The 18,536-nt window shown below is 71.6% G+C and carries 18 protein-coding genes and 2 pseudogenes; 8 read left to right on the top strand and 12 right to left on the bottom strand.

Annotated elements, in window-relative coordinates:
* Position 1: 1 nt before the first annotated feature.
* The 7 genes from M2266_RS22495 to M2266_RS22465 all read right to left on the bottom strand — a co-directional run bounded on the left by M2266_RS22495 (position 2) and on the right by M2266_RS22465 (position 6,379).
* Positions 2-805, bottom strand: coding sequence for an enoyl-CoA hydratase-related protein (locus M2266_RS22495; RefSeq protein ID WP_277439795.1), 804 nt, complete (start codon positions 803-805; stop codon positions 2-4).
* 290 nt (positions 806-1,095) lie between these two features.
* On the bottom strand, positions 1,096-2,265 hold the full coding sequence (locus tag M2266_RS22490; RefSeq protein WP_277439794.1) for an adenylate/guanylate cyclase domain-containing protein: 1,170 nt from the start codon (positions 2,263-2,265) through the stop codon (positions 1,096-1,098).
* 168 nt (positions 2,266-2,433) lie between these two features.
* Positions 2,434-3,219: a hypothetical protein gene (locus M2266_RS22485; RefSeq protein WP_277439793.1), complete on the bottom strand. Its 786-nt coding sequence runs from the start codon at positions 3,217-3,219 to the stop codon at positions 2,434-2,436.
* A complete protein-coding gene (locus M2266_RS22480; protein ID WP_277439792.1) occupies positions 3,212-3,535 on the bottom strand; it encodes a hypothetical protein in 324 nt (107 codons plus the stop codon). The genes M2266_RS22485 and M2266_RS22480 overlap by 8 nt, the downstream gene beginning before the upstream one ends.
* A gap of 17 nt (positions 3,536-3,552) precedes the next feature.
* The gene (locus tag M2266_RS22475; RefSeq protein WP_277439791.1) at positions 3,553-5,034 is read right to left on the bottom strand and encodes a C2 family cysteine protease; all 1,482 of its coding nucleotides are present in this window, start codon (positions 5,032-5,034) and stop codon (positions 3,553-3,555) included.
* Positions 5,034-5,381 carry a hypothetical protein gene (locus M2266_RS22470; protein ID WP_277439790.1) on the bottom strand — a complete coding sequence of 116 codons (348 nt, stop codon included), beginning with the start codon at positions 5,379-5,381 and terminating at the stop codon, positions 5,034-5,036. The genes M2266_RS22475 and M2266_RS22470 overlap by 1 nt, the downstream gene beginning before the upstream one ends.
* Before the next feature lie 158 nt (positions 5,382-5,539).
* Positions 5,540-6,379 (bottom strand): biotin--[acetyl-CoA-carboxylase] ligase, encoded by an 840-nt coding sequence (locus M2266_RS22465; RefSeq protein WP_277439789.1) that lies wholly within the window; start codon positions 6,377-6,379, stop codon positions 5,540-5,542.
* Positions 6,380-6,526: 147 nt separating this feature from the next.
* Here M2266_RS22465 and M2266_RS22460 point away from each other — a divergent pair.
* The 4 genes and pseudogenes from M2266_RS22460 to M2266_RS22445 all read left to right on the top strand — a co-directional run bounded on the left by M2266_RS22460 (position 6,527) and on the right by M2266_RS22445 (position 9,287).
* Positions 6,527-8,117: pseudogene (locus M2266_RS22460) on the top strand (acyl-CoA carboxylase subunit beta).
* Between the two features lie 54 nt (positions 8,118-8,171).
* Positions 8,172-8,375, top strand: a complete 204-nt coding sequence (locus M2266_RS22455; RefSeq protein ID WP_277441305.1) for an acyl-CoA carboxylase subunit epsilon — start codon at positions 8,172-8,174, stop codon at positions 8,373-8,375.
* Between the two features lie 104 nt (positions 8,376-8,479).
* Positions 8,480-8,617, top strand: coding sequence for a hypothetical protein (locus M2266_RS22450; protein ID WP_277439788.1), 138 nt, complete (start codon positions 8,480-8,482; stop codon positions 8,615-8,617).
* A gap of 67 nt (positions 8,618-8,684) precedes the next feature.
* The gene (locus tag M2266_RS22445; RefSeq protein WP_277439787.1) at positions 8,685-9,287 is read left to right on the top strand and encodes a nucleoside triphosphate pyrophosphatase; all 603 of its coding nucleotides are present in this window, start codon (positions 8,685-8,687) and stop codon (positions 9,285-9,287) included.
* Positions 9,288-9,333: 46 nt separating this feature from the next.
* Here the strand turns inward: M2266_RS22445 and M2266_RS32410 are convergent, their stop codons facing one another.
* Complete coding sequence (locus M2266_RS32410; protein ID WP_346780922.1) at positions 9,334-9,537, bottom strand: hypothetical protein; 204 nt, start codon at positions 9,535-9,537, stop codon at positions 9,334-9,336.
* A gap of 636 nt (positions 9,538-10,173) precedes the next feature.
* Here M2266_RS32410 and M2266_RS22435 point away from each other — a divergent pair.
* A complete protein-coding gene (locus tag M2266_RS22435) occupies positions 10,174-11,940 on the top strand; it encodes a biotin carboxylase N-terminal domain-containing protein (protein ID WP_277439786.1) in 1,767 nt (588 codons plus the stop codon).
* Positions 11,941-12,012: 72 nt separating this feature from the next.
* Here the strand turns inward: M2266_RS22435 and M2266_RS22430 are convergent, their stop codons facing one another.
* The gene (locus M2266_RS22430) at positions 12,013-13,038 is read right to left on the bottom strand and encodes an MFS transporter (protein WP_277441304.1); all 1,026 of its coding nucleotides are present in this window, start codon (positions 13,036-13,038) and stop codon (positions 12,013-12,015) included.
* 95 nt (positions 13,039-13,133) lie between these two features.
* Positions 13,134-13,343, bottom strand: a pseudogene (locus M2266_RS22425) (MFS transporter); the annotation flags it as partial.
* Between the two features lie 232 nt (positions 13,344-13,575).
* Between M2266_RS22425 and M2266_RS22420 the strand changes: the two are divergent.
* On the top strand, positions 13,576-14,136 hold the full coding sequence (locus tag M2266_RS22420) for a helix-turn-helix domain-containing protein (RefSeq protein WP_277439785.1): 561 nt from the start codon (positions 13,576-13,578) through the stop codon (positions 14,134-14,136).
* A gap of 85 nt (positions 14,137-14,221) precedes the next feature.
* Here M2266_RS22420 and M2266_RS22415 read toward each other — a convergent pair whose 3' ends face one another.
* Together M2266_RS22415 and M2266_RS22410 are read right to left on the bottom strand one after the other, a co-directional pair.
* Positions 14,222-15,160: a DeoR/GlpR family DNA-binding transcription regulator gene (locus M2266_RS22415; protein WP_277439784.1), complete on the bottom strand. Its 939-nt coding sequence runs from the start codon at positions 15,158-15,160 to the stop codon at positions 14,222-14,224.
* Between the two features lie 178 nt (positions 15,161-15,338).
* Positions 15,339-16,787, bottom strand: coding sequence for an NAD(P)H-quinone dehydrogenase (locus M2266_RS22410; RefSeq protein WP_277439783.1), 1,449 nt, complete (start codon positions 16,785-16,787; stop codon positions 15,339-15,341).
* A 63-nt stretch (positions 16,788-16,850) separates the two neighbouring features.
* Here M2266_RS22410 and M2266_RS22405 point away from each other — a divergent pair, with 63 nt between their 5' ends.
* Both M2266_RS22405 and M2266_RS22400 read left to right on the top strand, forming a co-directional pair.
* A complete protein-coding gene (locus M2266_RS22405) occupies positions 16,851-17,288 on the top strand; it encodes a gamma-glutamylcyclotransferase (RefSeq protein WP_138352192.1) in 438 nt (145 codons plus the stop codon).
* Positions 17,289-17,423: 135 nt separating this feature from the next.
* Entirely contained in the window at positions 17,424-18,233 is an 810-nt protein-coding gene (locus tag M2266_RS22400) for a purine-nucleoside phosphorylase (RefSeq protein ID WP_277439782.1), read from the top strand.
* Positions 18,234-18,536 lie beyond the last annotated feature (303 nt).

Here is an 18,536-nt window from a genome sequence, read left to right as displayed (position 1 = left end):
ATCATTCCCCCGGCCAGTCCGGCGTCCGCTTCTCGTTGAACGCCGCCACGCCCTCGGCCCGGTCCCCGGAGAACGCGACCGTCCGCCAGGCCGCGTCCTCGACGTCGAGACCGGTCCGCAGGTCGAGCCCGTGCCCCAGCCGCAGCGCCCGCTTCGCGGCTCGCAGGCCCACCGGCGAGTTCGCGGCCATGCGCTCGGCGAGGGCCAGCGCGTCCGCGCGGTCCTCGCCCGCGGCGGCCAGGATGTCGACGAGCCCCAGCTCGCGGGCCTCCTCCGCCGGCACCCGGCGTGCCGTGAAGATCAACTCGGCGGCCCGTGCCGCGCCGACCCTGCGGGGCAGCAGCTGGGTGCCGCCGCCGCCGGGGATGACGCCCACCGAGACCTCGGGGAGGCCCACCACGGCCGTGGCGTCCGCCACGATCACGTCGCAGGACAGCGCGAGCTCGAAGCCGCCGCCGAGCGCGAAGCCGTGCACCGCGGCGATGGACGGCATCGGCAGCTCCAGCACCGACGTGTACGCCGCCCGGGTGTGCGGCCGCTGCCGGCCGAGGTCGGCGTCCGTGAAGGAGTTGCGCTCCTTCAGGTCCGCGCCGACGCAGAAGGCCCGCTCGTGCGTGGACGTCAGCACCACGGCGCTGACCGTCCGGTCGGCGGCGAGCGCCGCACACGCCGCCGTCACGCTCCCCGCCATCTCCGTCGAGATGGCGTTCATCGCCTTGGGCCGATCCAGCACCAACTCCGCGACGCGCGCACCATGCCGCCGCACCGCGACCCATTCCCCGAACCGCACTTCAGACTCCGTCATGCCCCGGATCATGCCAGCCTCGCCGGCCGCGCGGCAGAGGAGGTGGCCGGCCCGGCCACACGCGTCCGCCGCGGGGCCCGCTGCGCGGCTCCGGCGCCCGGCTCGGCTGCCGCGCCGGATCGTCGACGCGGTGCATCAGCTTCGACGGGCCTGCTCCGACGCGTCGGGTGTTGGTGCGGCGGTTGCGCGAGGCCGCCCGCGGCGCAGCCGCGCCCGACCGCAGGGCGCGCGGGTCAGCCGCAGGGCATCAGCCCCGGCAGGGGAATGTCCGGAGGGCGCCGCGCGAGGCGTCAGCCGCGGCGGGTCAGGAGCCAGGGTTCTACTACGCCCAGGCCTCGGACCGGGCGGCGCCACATCGGTTGCAGGGCGAAGCGGTACTTGTCTTCGGCGGAGGCGTCGACCTCGGAGATGGGGGCGTCGCCCGCCTCGCCGAGGGCCTGCGCGAAGTCGCCGTCGACGAGGACGGCGTCCCGTGGCGCTATCGACGTCAGACGGCTCGCGAGGTTCACGGTCGTGCCGAAGACGTCGCCCATCCGTGTCGTCACGGTCCCGAAGGCCATCCCGACGCGCAGCGCGGGCATGGACTCGTCGCCGGTCATCGTCTCGATGAGCCGCAGCGAGATCTCGGCTGCGGTGCCGGGGTCGTCGGCGACGTACAGCACCTCGTCGCCGAGCGTCTTGATCAGGCGGCCCCCGTACGCGGCGACCTGGTCGGCCGCCGTGGTCTCGAAGGCCTCGACGAGCTCGCCGAGTTCCTCCTCCTCCAGCCGCCGGGTCAGCCGGGTGAAGCCGACGAGGTCGGCGAAGCCGACGGCGAGCCGGCGGTCGACGGCCTCCTCGTCGTCGGACTGCACGACGCGGCTGGTCGCGGCGGCCAGCTGGCGCCGCCAGACGTAGATGAGGAACTCCTCCAGCTCGGGCAGGAGCAGTTCGACGAGCGGGTAGGCGACCTCGGCCCGCGTCATGCCGGGCTCGGGCGGCTCGGTGAGCCCTTCGAGGAAGGAGTCGGTCTGCCAGTCGGCGAGCCGGGCGGTGGTCTGGCCCGTGGAGCGCGCGACCTGGATGGCCATCGGCTCGCTCAACAGCCCGGCCTCGACGAGCCCGGCGAGGCGGCGCAGCGCCAGCACGTCGGCCTCCGTGAGGGCCTTCGCCTGGCCGATGTCGGCGAAGCCCATGGCGCGCCAGAAGCGGGAGGCGAGATCCATGGAGACGCCGGCGGTGCGGGCCGCCTGGAACGGCGTGTACTGACGGCCGGCGCCGAGGATGAGGTGCTCGAGGCGCAGCGCGAGCGGATGCTCGGTGGAATCGGTGGAATCCGTGCCGGCGCCGGGGTCGGCGACCGCCCCAGGGTCGGCGAAAGGGGCCGGATCAGCCGGTTTGTCGGGGTCGGCCCCGTCCGGGGCCGGGCCGGTGCCCGGCTCCGTAGCGTGCGGGGGAAGGTCCGCGTCGTCCACGCTCACCCTCCGCCCCCTGTCAGATCCCTGCGCAATGCCCGTCCGAGCCCTTCCGATCATCAAGCCGACGCGCCGCCTCAACGATACGGCAGGTGTGCCGTAGCTCACGTCACCTGCCCGTACCCACGTCGGCGGGCCGGGCAGGTGCGGCCGGACGGGCGATGGGTGCAGGACCTAAGCGCTCGTCCGGGTCAGGGTGACCACCTTGCCGGAGACCTTCCCGACGGTGAACTCCACCCCGGCGAGCTCGACGGGGTCGCCGACCGCCGCGTCCTGGTAGTCCGCCACCGGCACCGCGGCGCAGTTCGCGGTGAAGCGGGCGGTCCCCGCCGCCGGATCGACGGACAGGGCGACGACGGACCAGCCGGTCGGGAAGACCTTCAGCCCTCCGTTGTCGATCAGCGTCAGGGATCCGCCCTTCGGCGGGAAGCCCTTCGCGGCGGCGGCGCGGACGGCCGCGTTCGTGGTGAAGCAGAGCCCGCTGTCGGCGGCCCCGCCGACGGACTTCATGGACACGGGCGCGGCGGCCGCCGCGGTCCGGTCGGCGGCGTCCTTCGGCTCCAGCACCACCCGGTAGGAGCAGATCTGGCTGACGGTGAAGGCGTGGCCCGCGTACGTGACCTGCTGGCCGGGCTTGACCGACTGGCTCCGTTGGCCGTCCTGGTAGGTCGCGCCCTCGCGGAGCGTGGCGGTGCGGGTCGTCCCGTCCGACTGCGCCGCCTCGTACCGGACCGCGCCGCCACCGGGCAGCTTGTAGCCGCCACCGCGCAGCACGTGCAGCCCGTCGGCCGCCGCCGTGCCCACGCAGACCGGGCCCTTGTCCCGCGCCGCCACGGACTTCGTGCCCCCGCCGGAGGGCGTGGGGTCGTCCGTACCGCCGCCGGAGCCGGACGCGGAGCCGCAGCCGGCCAGCGCCAGCAGCGCCACGACCGCGGCCGCCGGTGCCAGGTGCCTACGCATCGGCCGTCTCCCCGCTCCCGCTGCCGTCCGTGCCCGCGTCGGCGCGCTCCAGCACGATGCGGGTCCGGTACTCCACCCCGGTGACGCGCCACGCGTCACCGGTGATCTCCACGATGTCGCCCGCCGTCAGGTCGTCGTACTCGGCGACGGGCACTCCCTCCCGGCTCACCTGCAGCCGGCCGTGCACCGACGGTTCGGCGAAGATGCTGGCCACGACGCCGTAGCTGTGTCCGTCGTGCTCCACGGCGTAGGGGATGTGGTAGCGGACCGGCCACCGGCCGTCCACTTCGAAGGGGTATTTCACGTGCTCGGTCATCTCGCTCACCGTGTTCGTCAGGGGACGTCGTACGCCTCGGGCGACTGGAAGTACTTGTTGAACTGGTCCTGGGTCACGGTGAGCGGCGGATAGCCCGACGTGCCCCACGGATTGCCGAGGATGATCTTCCCGTCACCGGTGAAACCGCGCACGTAGTAGGCGTGGTTGCTGTGGTAGGCGTTGCCCCACTCCTTGGGGTAGTTCTTGTCCAGGCTCTCGTCGTTCGGCGTGGAGACCGTCACGGCCTTCCCGGCGTCGAACGACTTCTTCAGGTGGTTCAGGTCCTTGTCGTCCTGCGAACCCATCCCCAGGAAGACGCTCTTGTCGATGTCCGCGCCGTTGTGCCCGGTCAGATAGGGCGCCGACGCCTTCGGGTCGTCGCCCTCGATACCGCCGTAGCCGCCCTCACCGCCGGTGTAGGCCAGCGCGAACGCCTTCTCGTAGTAGGCCGGCCAGGTGTCGCCGTTGCCGTAGGTGCTGATCGGGGTGCCGTTGGTGTCGGTCGGCAGGTCCGGGGTCACGGTGACCCAGTGGTAGTTGCCGTCCTTGTCCCAGATCCGCACGCTGACGGTGCCGTTGTCGTTCTGCTTGATGCCGTCCTTGATGAACTGGGGGTCCTTCAAGGCGACGGCCGACAGCGAGGCGACGTACCAGCAGTCGCCGAACTGGCGCTGGTTGATGTCGTCCGCCGACGGCTCGCCGTTGAAGAGCGGGTCCGACGGGACCTGCCAGTGGATGCCGGAGTTGTTCTGGCCGTTCTGGGAGTTCCCGCCGTTCTTGTACGCGTCGGTGTTCTCGAACGTCGGCTGCACACCGGGGAAAGCGGTGGTGAGCTTGCCCATGTTCTCCGCGCCGACCTTGGAGAGCATCCGGCCGAGGGTGTCGAGGCGCTCCTGCGTCGGCAGGCCGTTGTGGTCGAACGGGTTCCAGCCGGAGTCGTCGGTGCAGTCGGCCAGCTTCCCGTAGCGCGCGAGGTCCTGCGGGGACGCCTTGGTGACCATCGCGTCGAGCTCGGCCCCGGTCAGCCCGTCGATGAGCCGGGAGAGCTTCTCCAGGTCGTCGCGGTTGCCGTTGTTGCCGAAGTCCTTGCCGTTCAGGGCCTGCAGTTCCTTGAGGGCGGCGTCGACCTTCTTGGGGTCCGGCGGCGCCTCGTCCAGGAAGACGATGCTCTCGTCGACGGGGTAGCCCTGCTTCTGGAACGCGACGAGTGCCTCCAGCTGCGTGATGCGGCGCTTCATCGAGGCTTGCATGTCACCGAGCTCACCGGTGAGCACTCCCGGCAGCCGGCTGCGGCCGAAGAACGGCATCGCGACCAGATCGCCGACGAGGCCCTGCAGGTTCGGGTCGACGGAGGCCCGGGTGCCGGGCGGCAGGTTCTGCTGGGCGGTGGTCAGCAGCCCCGCCAACTTGCTGTGCAGCCCGCCGGCGTGCTGCGCCAGGGAGTCGAGATCCCCCGCGAGTGCCTTCAGCTGGACGGGATCGAAGCCCTGATATGCCATCAGTTACCACCTGCCGGGGCCTTGGCCTTCTCCTTGGCCTTCGCCTCGTCGTCGAGCCGCGTCGCCGCGTTCTCCCATCGGGTCGCGTCACCCATCAGCGCCGTGGCCATCTCGCGCAGCATGCGGTGCCGGCCGACGAGCGCCTGGGTGGACCGGTCGGCGAACGGCCCGTGCCAGATCGCCGTGCCCGGGTTCTTCGCGGGATCGGTCGCGCGCGGGGTGGCCTTGCCGACCACGCCGTCGAGGTACGTCCCCAGCGTCCGGGCGGCCGAGCGCGCCTGCTTGGCGCACTCGCGCAGGTGCTGCGCGCGTATCTTCAGCTGCGCGGCGTCGTCTTTGTCTGCCATGTACTAACCCCCGTGAACCGACGTCAGTGATCCATCGGACGGGTGAACCGCCCCGATCGGTTCCAGGGATCGTAGCGGCTCCGGCGGACCAACCGGCGGCCGGGATTCCACCTCGGGGCCGGCCCGCTGCCCGCTGCCGCGGGCCGAGCGGACGGCCGCTACGCGCGGCGGATGTGCACGACGTCTCCCGCGCCGACCGCCTGCTCCCCGTCGGCGGTGGCGAGCACCAGCCGGCCGTCATCGTCCACGCCGACCGCGGTGCCGACCAGCTCGCGTCCGCCGGGCAGCTCGGCGCGGACCTCGCGGCCGAGCGTGGCGCAGCCGGCCGCGTACGTCTGCTGGAGACGGGAGGCGGCCGGGTCGCCGCCCGCCGCGCGCCACTCGGTGTACCAGTCGGCCAGCGAGCGCAGCACGGCCCGGAGCAGCGGGTCGCGGTCGGTGCCCTTGGCGCCCGCGAGGGCGAGGGAGCCGGCGGCGGGGACGGGCAGCTCGTCGGTGCGCAGCGACACGTTGACGCCGATGCCGACGACGACGCCGTCCTTACCGGTGCGCTCGGCGAGGATGCCGCCGGTCTTGCGCTCCTCGCCGTCGATCGTCACGAGCAGGTCGTTGGGCCACTTGAGCGCCGTGTCGACGCCGGCCGTCCGCGACAGCGCGGTGGCGGTGGCGACCCCGGCGAGCAGCGGCAGCCAGCCCCAGCGCTCCACCGGCACGTCGGCGGGCCGCAGCAGCACCGAGAAGAACAGACCGGAGCGCGGCGGCGCCGACCACTGGCGGTCGAGCCGGCCGCGCCCCGCGGTCTGCTCCTCCGCGACGAGCACGGCGCCTTCGCAGGCGCCGGCCCCGGCACGTTCCGCGAGGTCGCTGTTGGTGGAACCGGTGGTCTCGACGACGTCGAGAGACGTCCAGAAGCTGTCCGGCGCGACGACCGCGCGGCGCAGCGCGGCCTCACCGAGAGGGGGGCGCTCCAGGTCGGACCAGCGGTTGGGAGTCGTCATTCGTCCAGATTAGGAGATGAGGCGTGGACGGAGTGTGTCCAACGCCGCACTGCTGGAGAAGCGGTCGCGCCGTTACGCTACGAAACAGCGTTACTCGCCAGTCAAGTAGGACCCGACAGGACCCACGAGAGCAGGAGAGCCGCCTCCATGGCCGAGCCGGAGCACGACATCCACACCACCGCGGGCAAGCTCGCGGATCTGCGCCGCCGTATCGAAGAGGCGACGCACGCCGGCTCCGAGCGCGCGGTGGAGAAGCAGCACGCCAAGGGCAAGCTGACCGCGCGGGAGCGAATCGAACTCCTCCTCGACGAGGATTCGTTCGTCGAGCTCGACGAGCTCGCCCGCCACCGGTCGACCAACTTCAGCCTGGAGAAGACCCGCCCCTACGGCGACGGCGTCGTCACGGGGTACGGCACGGTCGAGGGCCGTCCGGTGGCCGTCTTCTCGCAGGACTTCACCGTCTTCGGCGGCGCCCTGGGCGAGGTCTACGGCGAGAAGATCGTCAAGGTCATGGACTGGGCGATGAAGACCGGCTGCCCGATCATCGGCATCAACGACTCCGGCGGCGCCCGCATCCAGGAGGGTGTGGCCTCACTGGGCATGTACGGCGAGATCTTCCGCCGCAACACCCACGCCTCCGGTGTGATCCCGCAGATCTCGTTGATCGTGGGCCCGTGCGCGGGCGGGCGCGGTGTACTCGCCGGCCATCACGGACTTCGTGGTGATGGTCGACCAGACCTCGCACATGTTCATCACGGGACCCGACGTGATCAAGACGGTGACCGGCGAGGACGTCGCCATGGAGGAGCTGGGCGGCGCCCGCACCCACAACACCACGTCCGGGAACGCGCACCACATGGCGGGTGACGAGAAGGACGCCATCGAGTACGTGAAGGCCCTGCTGTCGTACCTGCCGTCCAACAACCTGGCCGACGCCCCGGCCTACCCGGTCGAGGCCGACCTGGAGACCAGCGCCGAGGACCTCGACCTGGACGTGCTGATCCCGGACTCCGCGAACCAGCCGTACGACATGCACCGGGTCATCGAGCACGTGCTGGACGACGGCGAGTTCCTGGAGACGCAGGCCCTCTTCGCGCCGAACATCATCGCGGGCCTCGGCCGGATCGAAGGACGGCCGGTCGGCATCATCGCCAACCAGCCGATGCAGTTCGCGGGCTGCCTGGACATCGACGCGTCCGAGAAGGCCGCCCGCTTCGTCCGCACCTGCGACAGCTTCAACATCCCGGTCGTGACCTTCGTGGACGTGCCGGGCTTCCTGCCCGGCACCGACCAGGAGTGGAACGGCATCATCCGGCGCGGCGCCAAGCTGATCTACGCCTACGCGGAGGCGACGGTCCCGCTGATCACCGTCATCACGCGCAAGGCGTACGGCGGCGCCTACGACGTGATGGGCTCCAAGCACCTGGGCGCGGACCTGAACCTGGCGTGGCCGACCGCGCAGATCGCGGTCATGGGCGCGCAGGGCGCGGTGAACATCCTGCATCGCCGCACGCTGGCCGAGGCCAAGACGCCGGAGGCGGTCGAGGAGCTGCGCCAGCAGCTGATCGCCGACTACGAGGACACCCTGCTGAACCCGTACGTGGCCGCCGAGCGCGGTTACATCGACGCGGTGATCATGCCGTCCGAGACGCGCGCGCACCTCGTCAAGGCGCTGCGGACGCTGCGCAACAAGCGCGAGAGCCTGCCGCCGAAGAAGCACGGCAACATCCCCCTGTAGCCGACCGTACGACAGTCCGCAGCCGCCCCCGACCGCTGAAGGAGCCGTCCCGTGGTGATCAAGGTAGAGCGGGGAAATCCGACCCCGGAGGAGCTTGCCGCCGTCGTGGCACTGGTCCAGGCGCGGGCCGCCGCGACGGCGGGCAGCGCCGACGGCCCGCAGCGGACGGACGAGTGGGCCGCCCCGGCCCACAACGTGCCGCGCCCCGCCCCCGCCCCGGGTCCCGGTGCCTGGCGCACGTCCTACTGGCCGCGCTGAGGAACCCCGCCGAGGGACCCGTCCGAGGAAATAGTCACCTCGTGGCCCGCGCCTGAGTACCCGTACTCAGGCGCGGGCCTTTTCCCGGGCGCAACCTGGAAGACATGTTGTGGTCGGACCGCGACCGGCGCGACGAACCGCCGGAGGACATGCGACAGGTGCAGGCGATGCTGCGGCGCATGATGATCGTTATCGCGCTGACCGTGCCGCTGCTGATGGTCCTGGTCGGCTGGCGCGGCTGACCGGCCGAGGACCTCCCGGCACCTGACCCGAGGACCTCCCGGCACCGGCCCGAATTACGATGGCCCGATGAGCACCCGCCGCACCCTGGTCCTGGCCTCCGCCTCCCCCGCCCGTCTCGCTCTGCTGCGGCAGGCGGGGCTCGATCCCCGGGTCGTGGTGAGCGGCGTCGACGAGGACGCGCTGACGGCCGCGAACCCGGCGGAGCTGGCGAAGGTGCTGGCCGAGGCGAAGGCGGCGGCGGTCGCGGGGGACCTGACCGGCGGTGAACTGGTGATCGGCTGCGACTCCGTGCTGGAGCTGGACGGCGAGGCGCTGGGCAAGCCGGCGGACGCCGCGGAGGCCACGGCCCGGTGGATGGCCATGCGCGGCCGTTCGGGTGTGCTGCGGACCGGGCACTGCGTCATCGACACCGCGAACGGCAAGCAGGTCTCGGTGACCGCGTCGACGACCGTGCGCTTCGGGACGCCGGACGACGCCGAGATCGCCGCCTACGTCGCGAGCGGCGAGCCGCTGTACGTCGCGGGCGCGTTCACCCTGGACGGCCGCTCGGCGCCGTTCGTCGACGGGATCGACGGGGACGCTGGCAACGTCATCGGACTGTCCCTGCCGACGCTGCGGCGGCTGCTGGCCGACGTGGGCGTGCGGATCACCGACCTCTGGACCGAGTAGGCGCTGCTTACGGGCCCGGGGTCCGCCCGCTTCCGGCCTTGACGATCTAGGCTGCGGCCGGGGCGGTCGGCGGCGGAAGCTCGTTGCCGTTGCCCTTGCCCGCGGCGGCGCTGTCGCTGTCCTCGGTGTCCGGGAAGACCACCAGGGTGCCGACGACGAGCGCCAGGACCAGCATCATGAAGATGAAGGCGGGCCAGCCGACCAGTCCGACCACCAGCGCGCCCAGCAGGCCGTGCAGGACGGCGCACACGATGAGCAGGATCCGCCCGAACCGGCCCGGCGGGCGGTTGCGGATCGCCGCTCGCGCGGGGACGAGGGCACAGCCGATGAGGAAGAGGGCGAACAGGGCCGCCGCCGACGAAGGTGCCGATGGCCATGCCGTCGGGGTCGAGGCCGGCGAGGGACATGTTCTGGTTTCGCACGGAGAGGCCGAGCACCAGGTGGATGAAAGCGATGACGAGCGCCTCCAGCACGAGCACTACAGCCGTGGTCGCGGCCAGACCTCTGCGCACCTTGCCCCCTTCAATCTGCAACCGTTACCGCGGGTATCACGCACGGCGAAGGCTACTAACCGGTAGTCCGCGGGACAAGGTCCGTGACCCCACCACCCTTTCGGGGTGGCGGACCAGCAAAGATTCCACCCCCTATTCGTGGAGAACCCACAAAGGATCCGCCATCCTGGCCTCGGTCACACAGAGAGACATGGGCCACACCGAGGGCCCCGCAACACCCGGACGAATGGGTTCGTACCGTGGATTTTGCACGCACTCGGACGCTCGACCGGCGCTCGAATCACCCTCCGTGTGGGCAAGCTCACCTGTAGGGGTGACTCGGCATGAAGTGTCGTCAGTAACTAAACTCGGCTTGTTTCAAGGAGGGAGCCATCGTGCGCAAGGTGCTCATCGCCAACCGCGGTGAAATTGCAGTCCGCGTCGCCCGCGCCTGCCGGGATGCCGGGATCGCCAGCGTAGCCATCTACGCAGACCCGGATCGGGACGCGCTGCATGTCCGCGCGGCCGACGAGGCCTACGCGTTGGGCGGTGACACGCCGGCGTCCAGCTATCTGGACTACGCCAAGGTGCTCGCCGCCGCAGCCGAATCGGGGGCGGACGCGATCCACCCCGGATACGGATTCCTGTCCGAGAACGCCGAGTTCGCCCAGGCGGTGCTGGACGCCGGGCTGACCTGGATCGGACCGCCGCCGCAGGCGATCCGCGACCTCGGCGACAAGGTGGCGGCGCGTCACATCGCGCTGCGCGCCGGTGCCCCGCTCGTCGCGGGCACCCCGGACCCGGTCGCGGGCCCGGACGAGGTCGTGGCGTTCGCCCAGCAGCACGGCCTGCCGGTCGCCATCAAGGCCGCCTTCGGCGGTGGCGGGCGCGGTCTGAAGGTCGCGCGCACCATCGAGGAGATCCCGGAGCTGTTCGACTCCGCGGTCCGCGAGGCGGTCGCCGCCTTCGGGCGCGGCGAGTGCTTCGTCGAGCGGTACCTGGACCGGCCGCGCCACGTCGAGACGCAGTGCCTGGCCGACAGCCACGGCAATGTCGTGGTCGTCTCCACCCGTGACTGCTCGCTGCAGCGCCGCCACCAGAAGCTGGTGGAGGAGGCTCCGGCGCCGTTCCTGACCGAGGAGCAGAACGCCGAGCTGTACCGGGCGTCCAAGGCCATCCTCAAGGAGGCCGGCTACGTCGGCGCGGGCACCGTGGAGTTCCTGGTGGCCGTGGACGGCACGATCTCCTTCCTGGAGGTCAACACCCGTCTGCAGGTCGAGCACCCGGTCACCGAGGAGGTCTCCGGTATCGACCTGGTCCGCGAGATGTTCCGGATCGCGGACGGCGAGGAGCTCGGCTACGGCGACCCGGTGCTGCGGGGTCACTCGATCGAGTTCCGTATCAACGGCGAGGACCCGGGCCGCGGCTTCCTGCCCGCTCCCGGCACCGTCACCACGTTCCAGCCCCCGTCGGGCCCCGGCGTCCGGCTGGACGCGGGCGTGGAGTCGGGCTCGGTCATCGGCCCGGCCTGGGACTCCCTGCTGGCCAAGCTGATCGTGACCGGGGCGACGCGGCAGCAGGCGCTGCAGCGTGCGGCCCGTGCGCTGGCGGAGTTCCGCGTCGAGGGCATGGCCACGGCCATCCCGTTCCACCGCGCGGTCGTGACCGACCCGGCGTTCGCCCCCGAGCTGGGCGGATCCGCCGAGCCGTTCACCGTCCACACCCGGTGGATCGAGACGGAGTTCGAGAACACCATCACGGCGTTCGCGCCGGTCGGTGGCGACGACGACGAGGCCCCGGCCCGCGAGACGGTGGTCGTCGAGGTCGGCGGCAAGCGCCTGGAGGTCTCCCTCCCGGCGTCGCTCGGTGTCGCGTCCATGCCGGTCGGACTGAACAAGAAGGCGCCGCGCCGCGCCAGCACCAAGAAGGCCGGTTCGGCCGCCTCCGGCGACTCCCTGGCATCCCCGATGCAGGGCACCATCGTCAAGGTCGCGGTCGAGGAGGGCCAGGAGGTCAACGAGGGCGACCTCGTCGTCGTCCTGGAGGCCATGAAGATGGAGCAGCCGCTCAACGCGCACCGCTCCGGCACCATCAAGGGCCTGACGGCCGAGGTCGGCTCCTCGGTCACCTCGGGCGCGCTGATCTGCGAGATCAAGGACTGATCCACGGTCCGGTGGAGTGACGATGCCGGGCGGGCCCGAGGGGCCCGCCCGGCATTTCGCCGTCCCGCACCCTCACCGTTTCGCGGGCGTCCGCACGGCCAGCACCAGCAGCAGCGCCAGGCCGGTGAAGACGGCGGCGGCAGCGAAGGCGGCGGTGGCGCCCGCCGTGAAGACCTCCCCCGCGCCGCCGGTGGCGCCCCGGGAGGCGGTGCCGAAGACCGTGACGAGGATCGACAGGCCGAGGCTGCCGCCGATCTGCTGCATCGTCTGGAGCAGCCCGGACGCCGAACCGGCGTCGCGCGGCTGGACCTCCGTCAGGATGAGGGTGTTGAGCGGCATGATCGTGAAGCCCATGCCCACCCCGATGAGGGCCAGCGGGCCGAGCAGCGCACTCGCGAAGCCGGCACCCGCGTCGAGCTGCGAGAGCCACAGCGTCCCGCTGAGCGAGAGCAGGGCACCGGTCGACGCCACACGCTTGGCGCCGAAGCGGGCCAGGGCGCGGGGCGCGGTGCGGGCGGCCACGAAGAGCGGGAGCGCCAGCGGGAGGAAGGCGAAGCCAGTGCGCAGCGGGCTGTAGCCCAGCACGCCCTGCAGGAACTGGGTCGAGAAGTAGAAGACCCCGAACATGCCCGCCGGGATGAGCAGCATGCAGCCGTAGGCGAGCGCCCGGTTGCGGTCGGCGAAGAGCCGCAGGACGACCAGCGGCCGCTCGGCCCGTACCTCGTTGACCAGGAACGCGGCGAGCAGCGCGGCGGCCGCGCCGAAGGTGGTCAGCGCCCGACTGTCGCTCCAGCCCTGGTCGGCGACGCGGATGAAGGCGTAGACGAGCGAGGCCATGCCGAGGGTGCCGGTCAGCGCTCCGGCGACGTCGAACCGGCCGCCGGGGTGGCGGGCCGTCTCGGCGACGTGGCGGGGAGCCAGCGCGGCGATGGCGAGCCCGACGGGGATGTTGATGAAGAAAACCCAGCGCCAGGATCCCCATTCGGTGAGCATCCCGCCGAGGATGAGACCGACGGCGGAGCCCGCGCCGGAGATCGCGGAGAAGACGCTGAGCGCGCGGTTGCGCTCGCTGGTCCCGGTGAACGTCGTGGTGAGCAGGGCGAGGGTGCTGGGCGCGGCCAGCGCGGCGCCGCGGCTCCCTGGGCGCCGCGGGAGATCAGCAGCGTCGTCGCGTCGGTGGCGAACCCCCCGGCCACGGAGGCGGCGGTGAAGGCCAGCACACCGATGATCAGAGCGCGGCGGCGGCCGATGAGGTCGCCGATCCGGCTGCCGAGCAGCAGCAGACCGCCGAAGGACAGGATGTAGACGTTCAGGATCCAGGACATGCCGGTGGAAGAGAAGCCCAGGTCGGAGCCTATGCCGGGCAGGGCGACGTTCACCACGGTCGCGTCCAGCAGCAGCATCAGCTGGGTTCCGACGATGGCGGTGAGGGCGAGGAGCGGGTGGTGCCGCCGGGTCGGGGCGGGGTTGGTGGTGACCGGAGCCGTGCTCAAGGACGTGGACATACTGAGTAGACCTCCAGCGGAGAGTAAAACGGAGGGTGCCTCCGTTAACTATACGGAGGTACCCTCCGGTTCTACAATGCCATTCTGGAACCCCGGGACTCCGGGATCGGACCTTGGGAGGCGGGTGGCGATGCGGGCAGACGCGCAGCGCAACTACGACCGGTTGCTGGCCGAGGCTCGACAGGCCTTCATCGTGCACGGCACCGACGCGTCGCTGGAGGACATCGCGCGCCACGCGGGCGTCGGCATCGGCACCCTCTACCGGCACTTCCCCGACCGCTACGCGCTGATGAACGCGGTCTTCGAGCAGGAGGTCGAGCTGCTGACCGTGGGCGCGAAGGAACTGCTGACGGCCGACTCGCCGACCGACGCGCTCGTCCGGTGGCTGCGGATGGTCGCCGTGCACTCGACCATGTACCGCGGGCTGGCGGCGGCCATCATGGCCGCGGACGACGCGAAGATGGTCGCGTGCAAGGTGCCGCTGCGCGCGGCGGGCGGGGCGCTGCTGGAGCGCGCCCAGCGGGCCGGCGAGGTGCGTGCGGACGCGACCATCGCCGACCTGCTCAAGCTGACGAACGCCATCGTCCTGGTAGCGGAGAAGGACCAGGAGCACCGGGCGATCTTCGACCGCCTGATGAACCTGGCCCTCGACGGCCTGCGGACCCCCACGGCGGTCGCCGCGCAGGCGTGACGGGATCCGTCGTCGGGAATCGCCCGGGGTGGACCGGGCTCAGGGCGTCGGAAGCGTCCTGTGCCCGGGGTTTCCTCCCGCGTACCTAACGGCGCCGCAGGTCGGCGATCCTGGCGGCCTGCTGGTCGGCCACGAGCGGCGCGGCGCTGCGCAGCGGCGGCTGTCCCGGGTGCGGGTGCCTCCGAGGCGCGGGCATCGGCATCTCGCGGCGCGGCCGGCCGGCCGCGATGGCGTCGGCCCCGACGAGGGTCGCGACGGCGACCTGCACTCCGCGGTCCGCGAGGGCCTGGAGCTCGGTCGCGCTGCGATCGTCACCGGGCGGCGGTTCGTCCGTCACCAGGTGCGTGATCAGATCCGTGGGCACGGTCTGGAACATGGTGTCCGAGCCCAGTTTCGTGTGGTCGGCCAGGACGACGACCTCGGCCGCCGCCTGCACCAGTGCCCGGTCCACGCTCGCGGAGAGCATGTTGGACGTCGACAGACCGCGTTCCGCGGTCAGTCCCGCACCGGACAGGAAGGCCCGCGACACGCGCAGCCCCTGGAGGGACTGCTCCGCCCCGCTGCCGACCAGGCCGTAGTTGGAACCGCGCAGAGTGCCGCCGGTCATGACGACCTCGACCCGGTTCGCGTGTGCCAGCGCCTGCGCCACCAGCAGGGAGTTGGTGACGACGGTCAGCCCCGGGATCCGCGCGAGCCGGCGGGCCAGCTCCTGCGTGGTGGTCCCGGCGCCGACCACGATGGCCTCGCCCTCTTCGACGAGACCGGCCGCGAGGTCGGCGATGGCCGTCTTCTCCGCGGTCGCTAGATGGGATTTCTGCGGGAAGCCGGACTCCCTGGTGAAACCACCCGGCAACACCGCACCGCCGTGCCGGCGGTCGAGCAGTCCTTCGGCCTCCAGAGCGCGCACGTCCCGCCGTACGGTCACTTCGGAGGTCTGGACGACACGGGCGAGTTCCCGGAGCGAGACCGCTCCGTTGGCACGCACCATTTCGAGGATCAGTTGACGACGTTCTGCAGCGAACACGGAACTGACAGTAACGCCAACGACCGTCTGCTTTCAGCACTTTGCGCCACTTAACCGAAGTCGTGCACAAAAGAGACCATCGGGTGGTAGAGCCGTTACGGCTCCACCACCCGGTTACTGTCCGGTTACTTTCCGGTCATCTTCCGTCACGCGGCGGGTTACAGGGCCTTACAGCGGGTCACAGCTCGCTCGCGGTCTTGCGGGTGTGCAGCTGGCGGGCCACCTCGGCGATCGAGCCCGACAGGGACGGGTACACGGTGAACGCGCTCGCGATCTGCTCGACGGTCAGGTTGTTGTCGACCGCGATCGAGATCGGGTGGATCAGCTCGCTGGCCCGCGGCGACACGACGACACCGCCGACGATGATCCCGGTGCCCGGCCGGCAGAACAGCTTCACGAAGCCGTCCCGGATGCCCTGCATCTTGGCGCGCGGGTTCCGCAGCAGCGGGAGCTTGACGCAGCGGGCGTCGATCCGGCCGCTGTCGACGTCGGCCTGGGTGTAGCCGACGGTGGCGATCTCCGGGTCCGTGAACACGTTCGAGGAGACCGTCTTGAGGTTGAGCGGCGCGACCGCGTCGCCCAGGAAGTGGTACATCGCGATCCGGCCCTGCATGGCCGCGACCGAGGCGAGGGCGAAGACGCCGGTGACGTCACCGGCCGCGTACACGCCGGGCGCCGAGGTGCGGGAGACCTTGTCGGTCCAGATGTGGCCGGAGTCCTTGAGCTTGACCCCCGCCTCCTCCAGGCCCATGCCGGTGGTGTTCGGGATGGCCCCCACGGCCATCAGGCAGTGCGAACCGGTGATGACCCGGCCGTCCGCCAGGGTGACCTCCACCCGGTCGCCGACCCGCTTGGCGGACTCGGCGCGCGAGCGCGCCATCACGTTCATGCCGCGGCGCCGGAAGACGTCCTCCAGCACGGCGGCGGCGTCCGGGTCCTCGCCGGGCAGCACACGGTCGCGCGACGAGACGAGCGTCACCTTCGAGCCGAGCGCCTGGTACGCGCCGGCGAACTCCGCGCCGGTCACGCCGGAGCCCACCACGATGAGCTCCTCGGGGAGCTCGTCCAGGTCGTAGACCTGCGTCCAGTTCAGGATGCGCTCGCCGTCCGGCTGCGCGTCCGGCAGCTCGCGCGGGCGCGCGCCGGTCGCGATGAGCACCGCGTCGGCCGTCAGCGTCTCGGACGTTCCGTCCGCCGCCTCGACGACGACGCACCGGGTGCCACCCGCGGTCTGGCACCCCTCCAGCCGGCCGCGGCCGCGCATGACGCGTGCGCCCGCACGGGTGACGGAGGCGGTGATGTCGTGCGACTGGGCGAGCGCCAGGCGCTTCACCCGCCGGTTCACCTTGCCCAGGTCCACGCCCACCACACGCGCCGCCTGCTCCAGCGGCGGGGTGTCGTCCGCGACGATGATGCCCAGCTCCTCGTACGAGGAATCGAAGGTGGTCATCACCTCGGCGGTGGCGATCAATGTCTTCGAAGGGACGCAGTCCGTGAGGACCGACGCCCCGCCCAGACCGTCGCAGTCGACGACGGTCACCTCCGCGCCGAGCTGCGAGGCAACGAGCGCTGCCTCATATCCGCCGGGTCCGCCGCCAATGATCACGATCCGAGTCACGTACCCCATTGTCCCGCACGCGCCAAGCGTTCACTTACAGGGGGCTCACCTCCCTCCCGTACTCTCGTCCTCATGTCGCTCTACGCCGCCTACGCAGGCAACCTCGACGCGCGGCTCATGACCCGCCGCGCCCCCCACTCCCCATTGCGCGGCACCGGCTGGCTGGACGGCTGGCGGCTCACCTTCGGCGGTGAGCAGATGGGCTGGGAGGGCGCCCTGGCGACCCTGGTCGAGGACCCGCTGCGGCAGGTCTTCGTGGGGCTGTACGACATCGCGCCGATCGACGAGGAGTCGATGGACCGCTGGGAGGGCGTCCCGCTGAGCATCTACCGGCGTACGACCGTCCGGGTGCACACGCTGGACGGCGAGGTCGCCGCCTGGACGTATGTGCTGAACGACTACGAGGGCGGCCTGCCCAACGCCCGCTACCTCGGTGAGATCGCGGACGCGGCGGAGTCGTGCGGCGCGCCGCACGACTACGTGATGGAGCTGCGCAAGCGCCCCTGCTGACCCGTCCGTGCCGCGCCGGAACGGTGTTCCGACCACCCTCCGGCACGGGCGTCAATCGGCGGATCATCCGAAATTCGGGAGACGCTCCGCTAGGACGTCTACGCGCGTAGGCCGGAACCGGATACCCTCGTGCGCGTGAACGCTTCTGTTATCCCCGACCCGTACGGCGCCGCCGATGCCGCCGCCGCCCGCCTGCGCGAGCTCACCGGCGCCGAGACCCATGACGTCGCCCTCGTCATGGGCTCGGGCTGGGTGCCCGCCGCCGACCAGCTCGGCACCGCCGACGCCGAATTCCCGATCACCGAGCTTCCCGGCTTCCCGCCGCCCGCCGTGGCGGGCCACTCCGGCATGGTGCGCTCGGTCACGATCAACGGCGTCCGCGCCCTGGTCTTCCTCGGCCGCAACCACCTGTACGAGGGCCGCGGTGTCGCCACCGTCGTGCACGGCGTCCGCACCGCCGTCGCCGCGGGCTGCAAGACCGTCGTCCTCACCAACGGCTGCGGCGGGCTGCGCCCTGACTTCCGCCCCGGCCAGCCGGTCCTGATCAGCGACCACATCAACATGACGGCGACCTCGCCGATCGTGGGCGCCAACTTCGTGGACCTCACCGACCTCTACTCCCCGCGGCTGCGCGCGCTCTGCAAGGAGGTGGACGCCACCCTGGAGGAGGGCGTCTACGTCCAGCTGCCCGGCCCGCACTACGAGACCCCGGCGGAGATCGGCATGGTCCGCGCCATCGGCGGCGACCTCGTCGGCATGTCCACGACGCTGGAGGCCATCGCCGCCCGCGAGGCCGGCGCCGAGGTGCTCGGCATCTCCCTCGTCACCAACCTGGCGGCGGGCATGACCGGCGAGCCGCTCAACCACGCGGAGGTCCTCGAGGCCGGCCGCGAGTCCGCCACTCGGATGGGCAGCCTGCTGGGCCAGGTCCTCGGCCGGCTGTAGGCCGTCCGGCCCGGTAGTCCGTCGGGCGTCCGGGCCCGGCGTCCGGGCGTCCGTCCGGGCGTCCGTCCGGGCCGGATGCCCACACCCGGGCCGGTGACACCCGGGCCGGTGACACCCGGGCCGGTGACGTGCCGCTCAGGTCCCGCGACCCGAGGCACGCGGGTCGTGACGTCAGGGCCGGTGAGATCCGGCCCGTGACGTCCGGCCGGTGACGTCTGCCTCGTGTCGTCCGGCCCGAACGGGTCGAAGGCCCCCGCCGCCGGGCAGGCTTGCGGTACAGGCCCGCCCGGCGGCGCCTTCCGG

This window comes from Streptomyces sp. SPB162 (assembly GCF_029504575.1).
Classification (GTDB): Bacteria; Actinomycetota; Actinomycetes; order Streptomycetales; family Streptomycetaceae; genus Actinacidiphila.
Note: the sequence above shows the minus strand (reverse complement) of the source record. Positions and strands in the feature narration are given on the sequence as shown.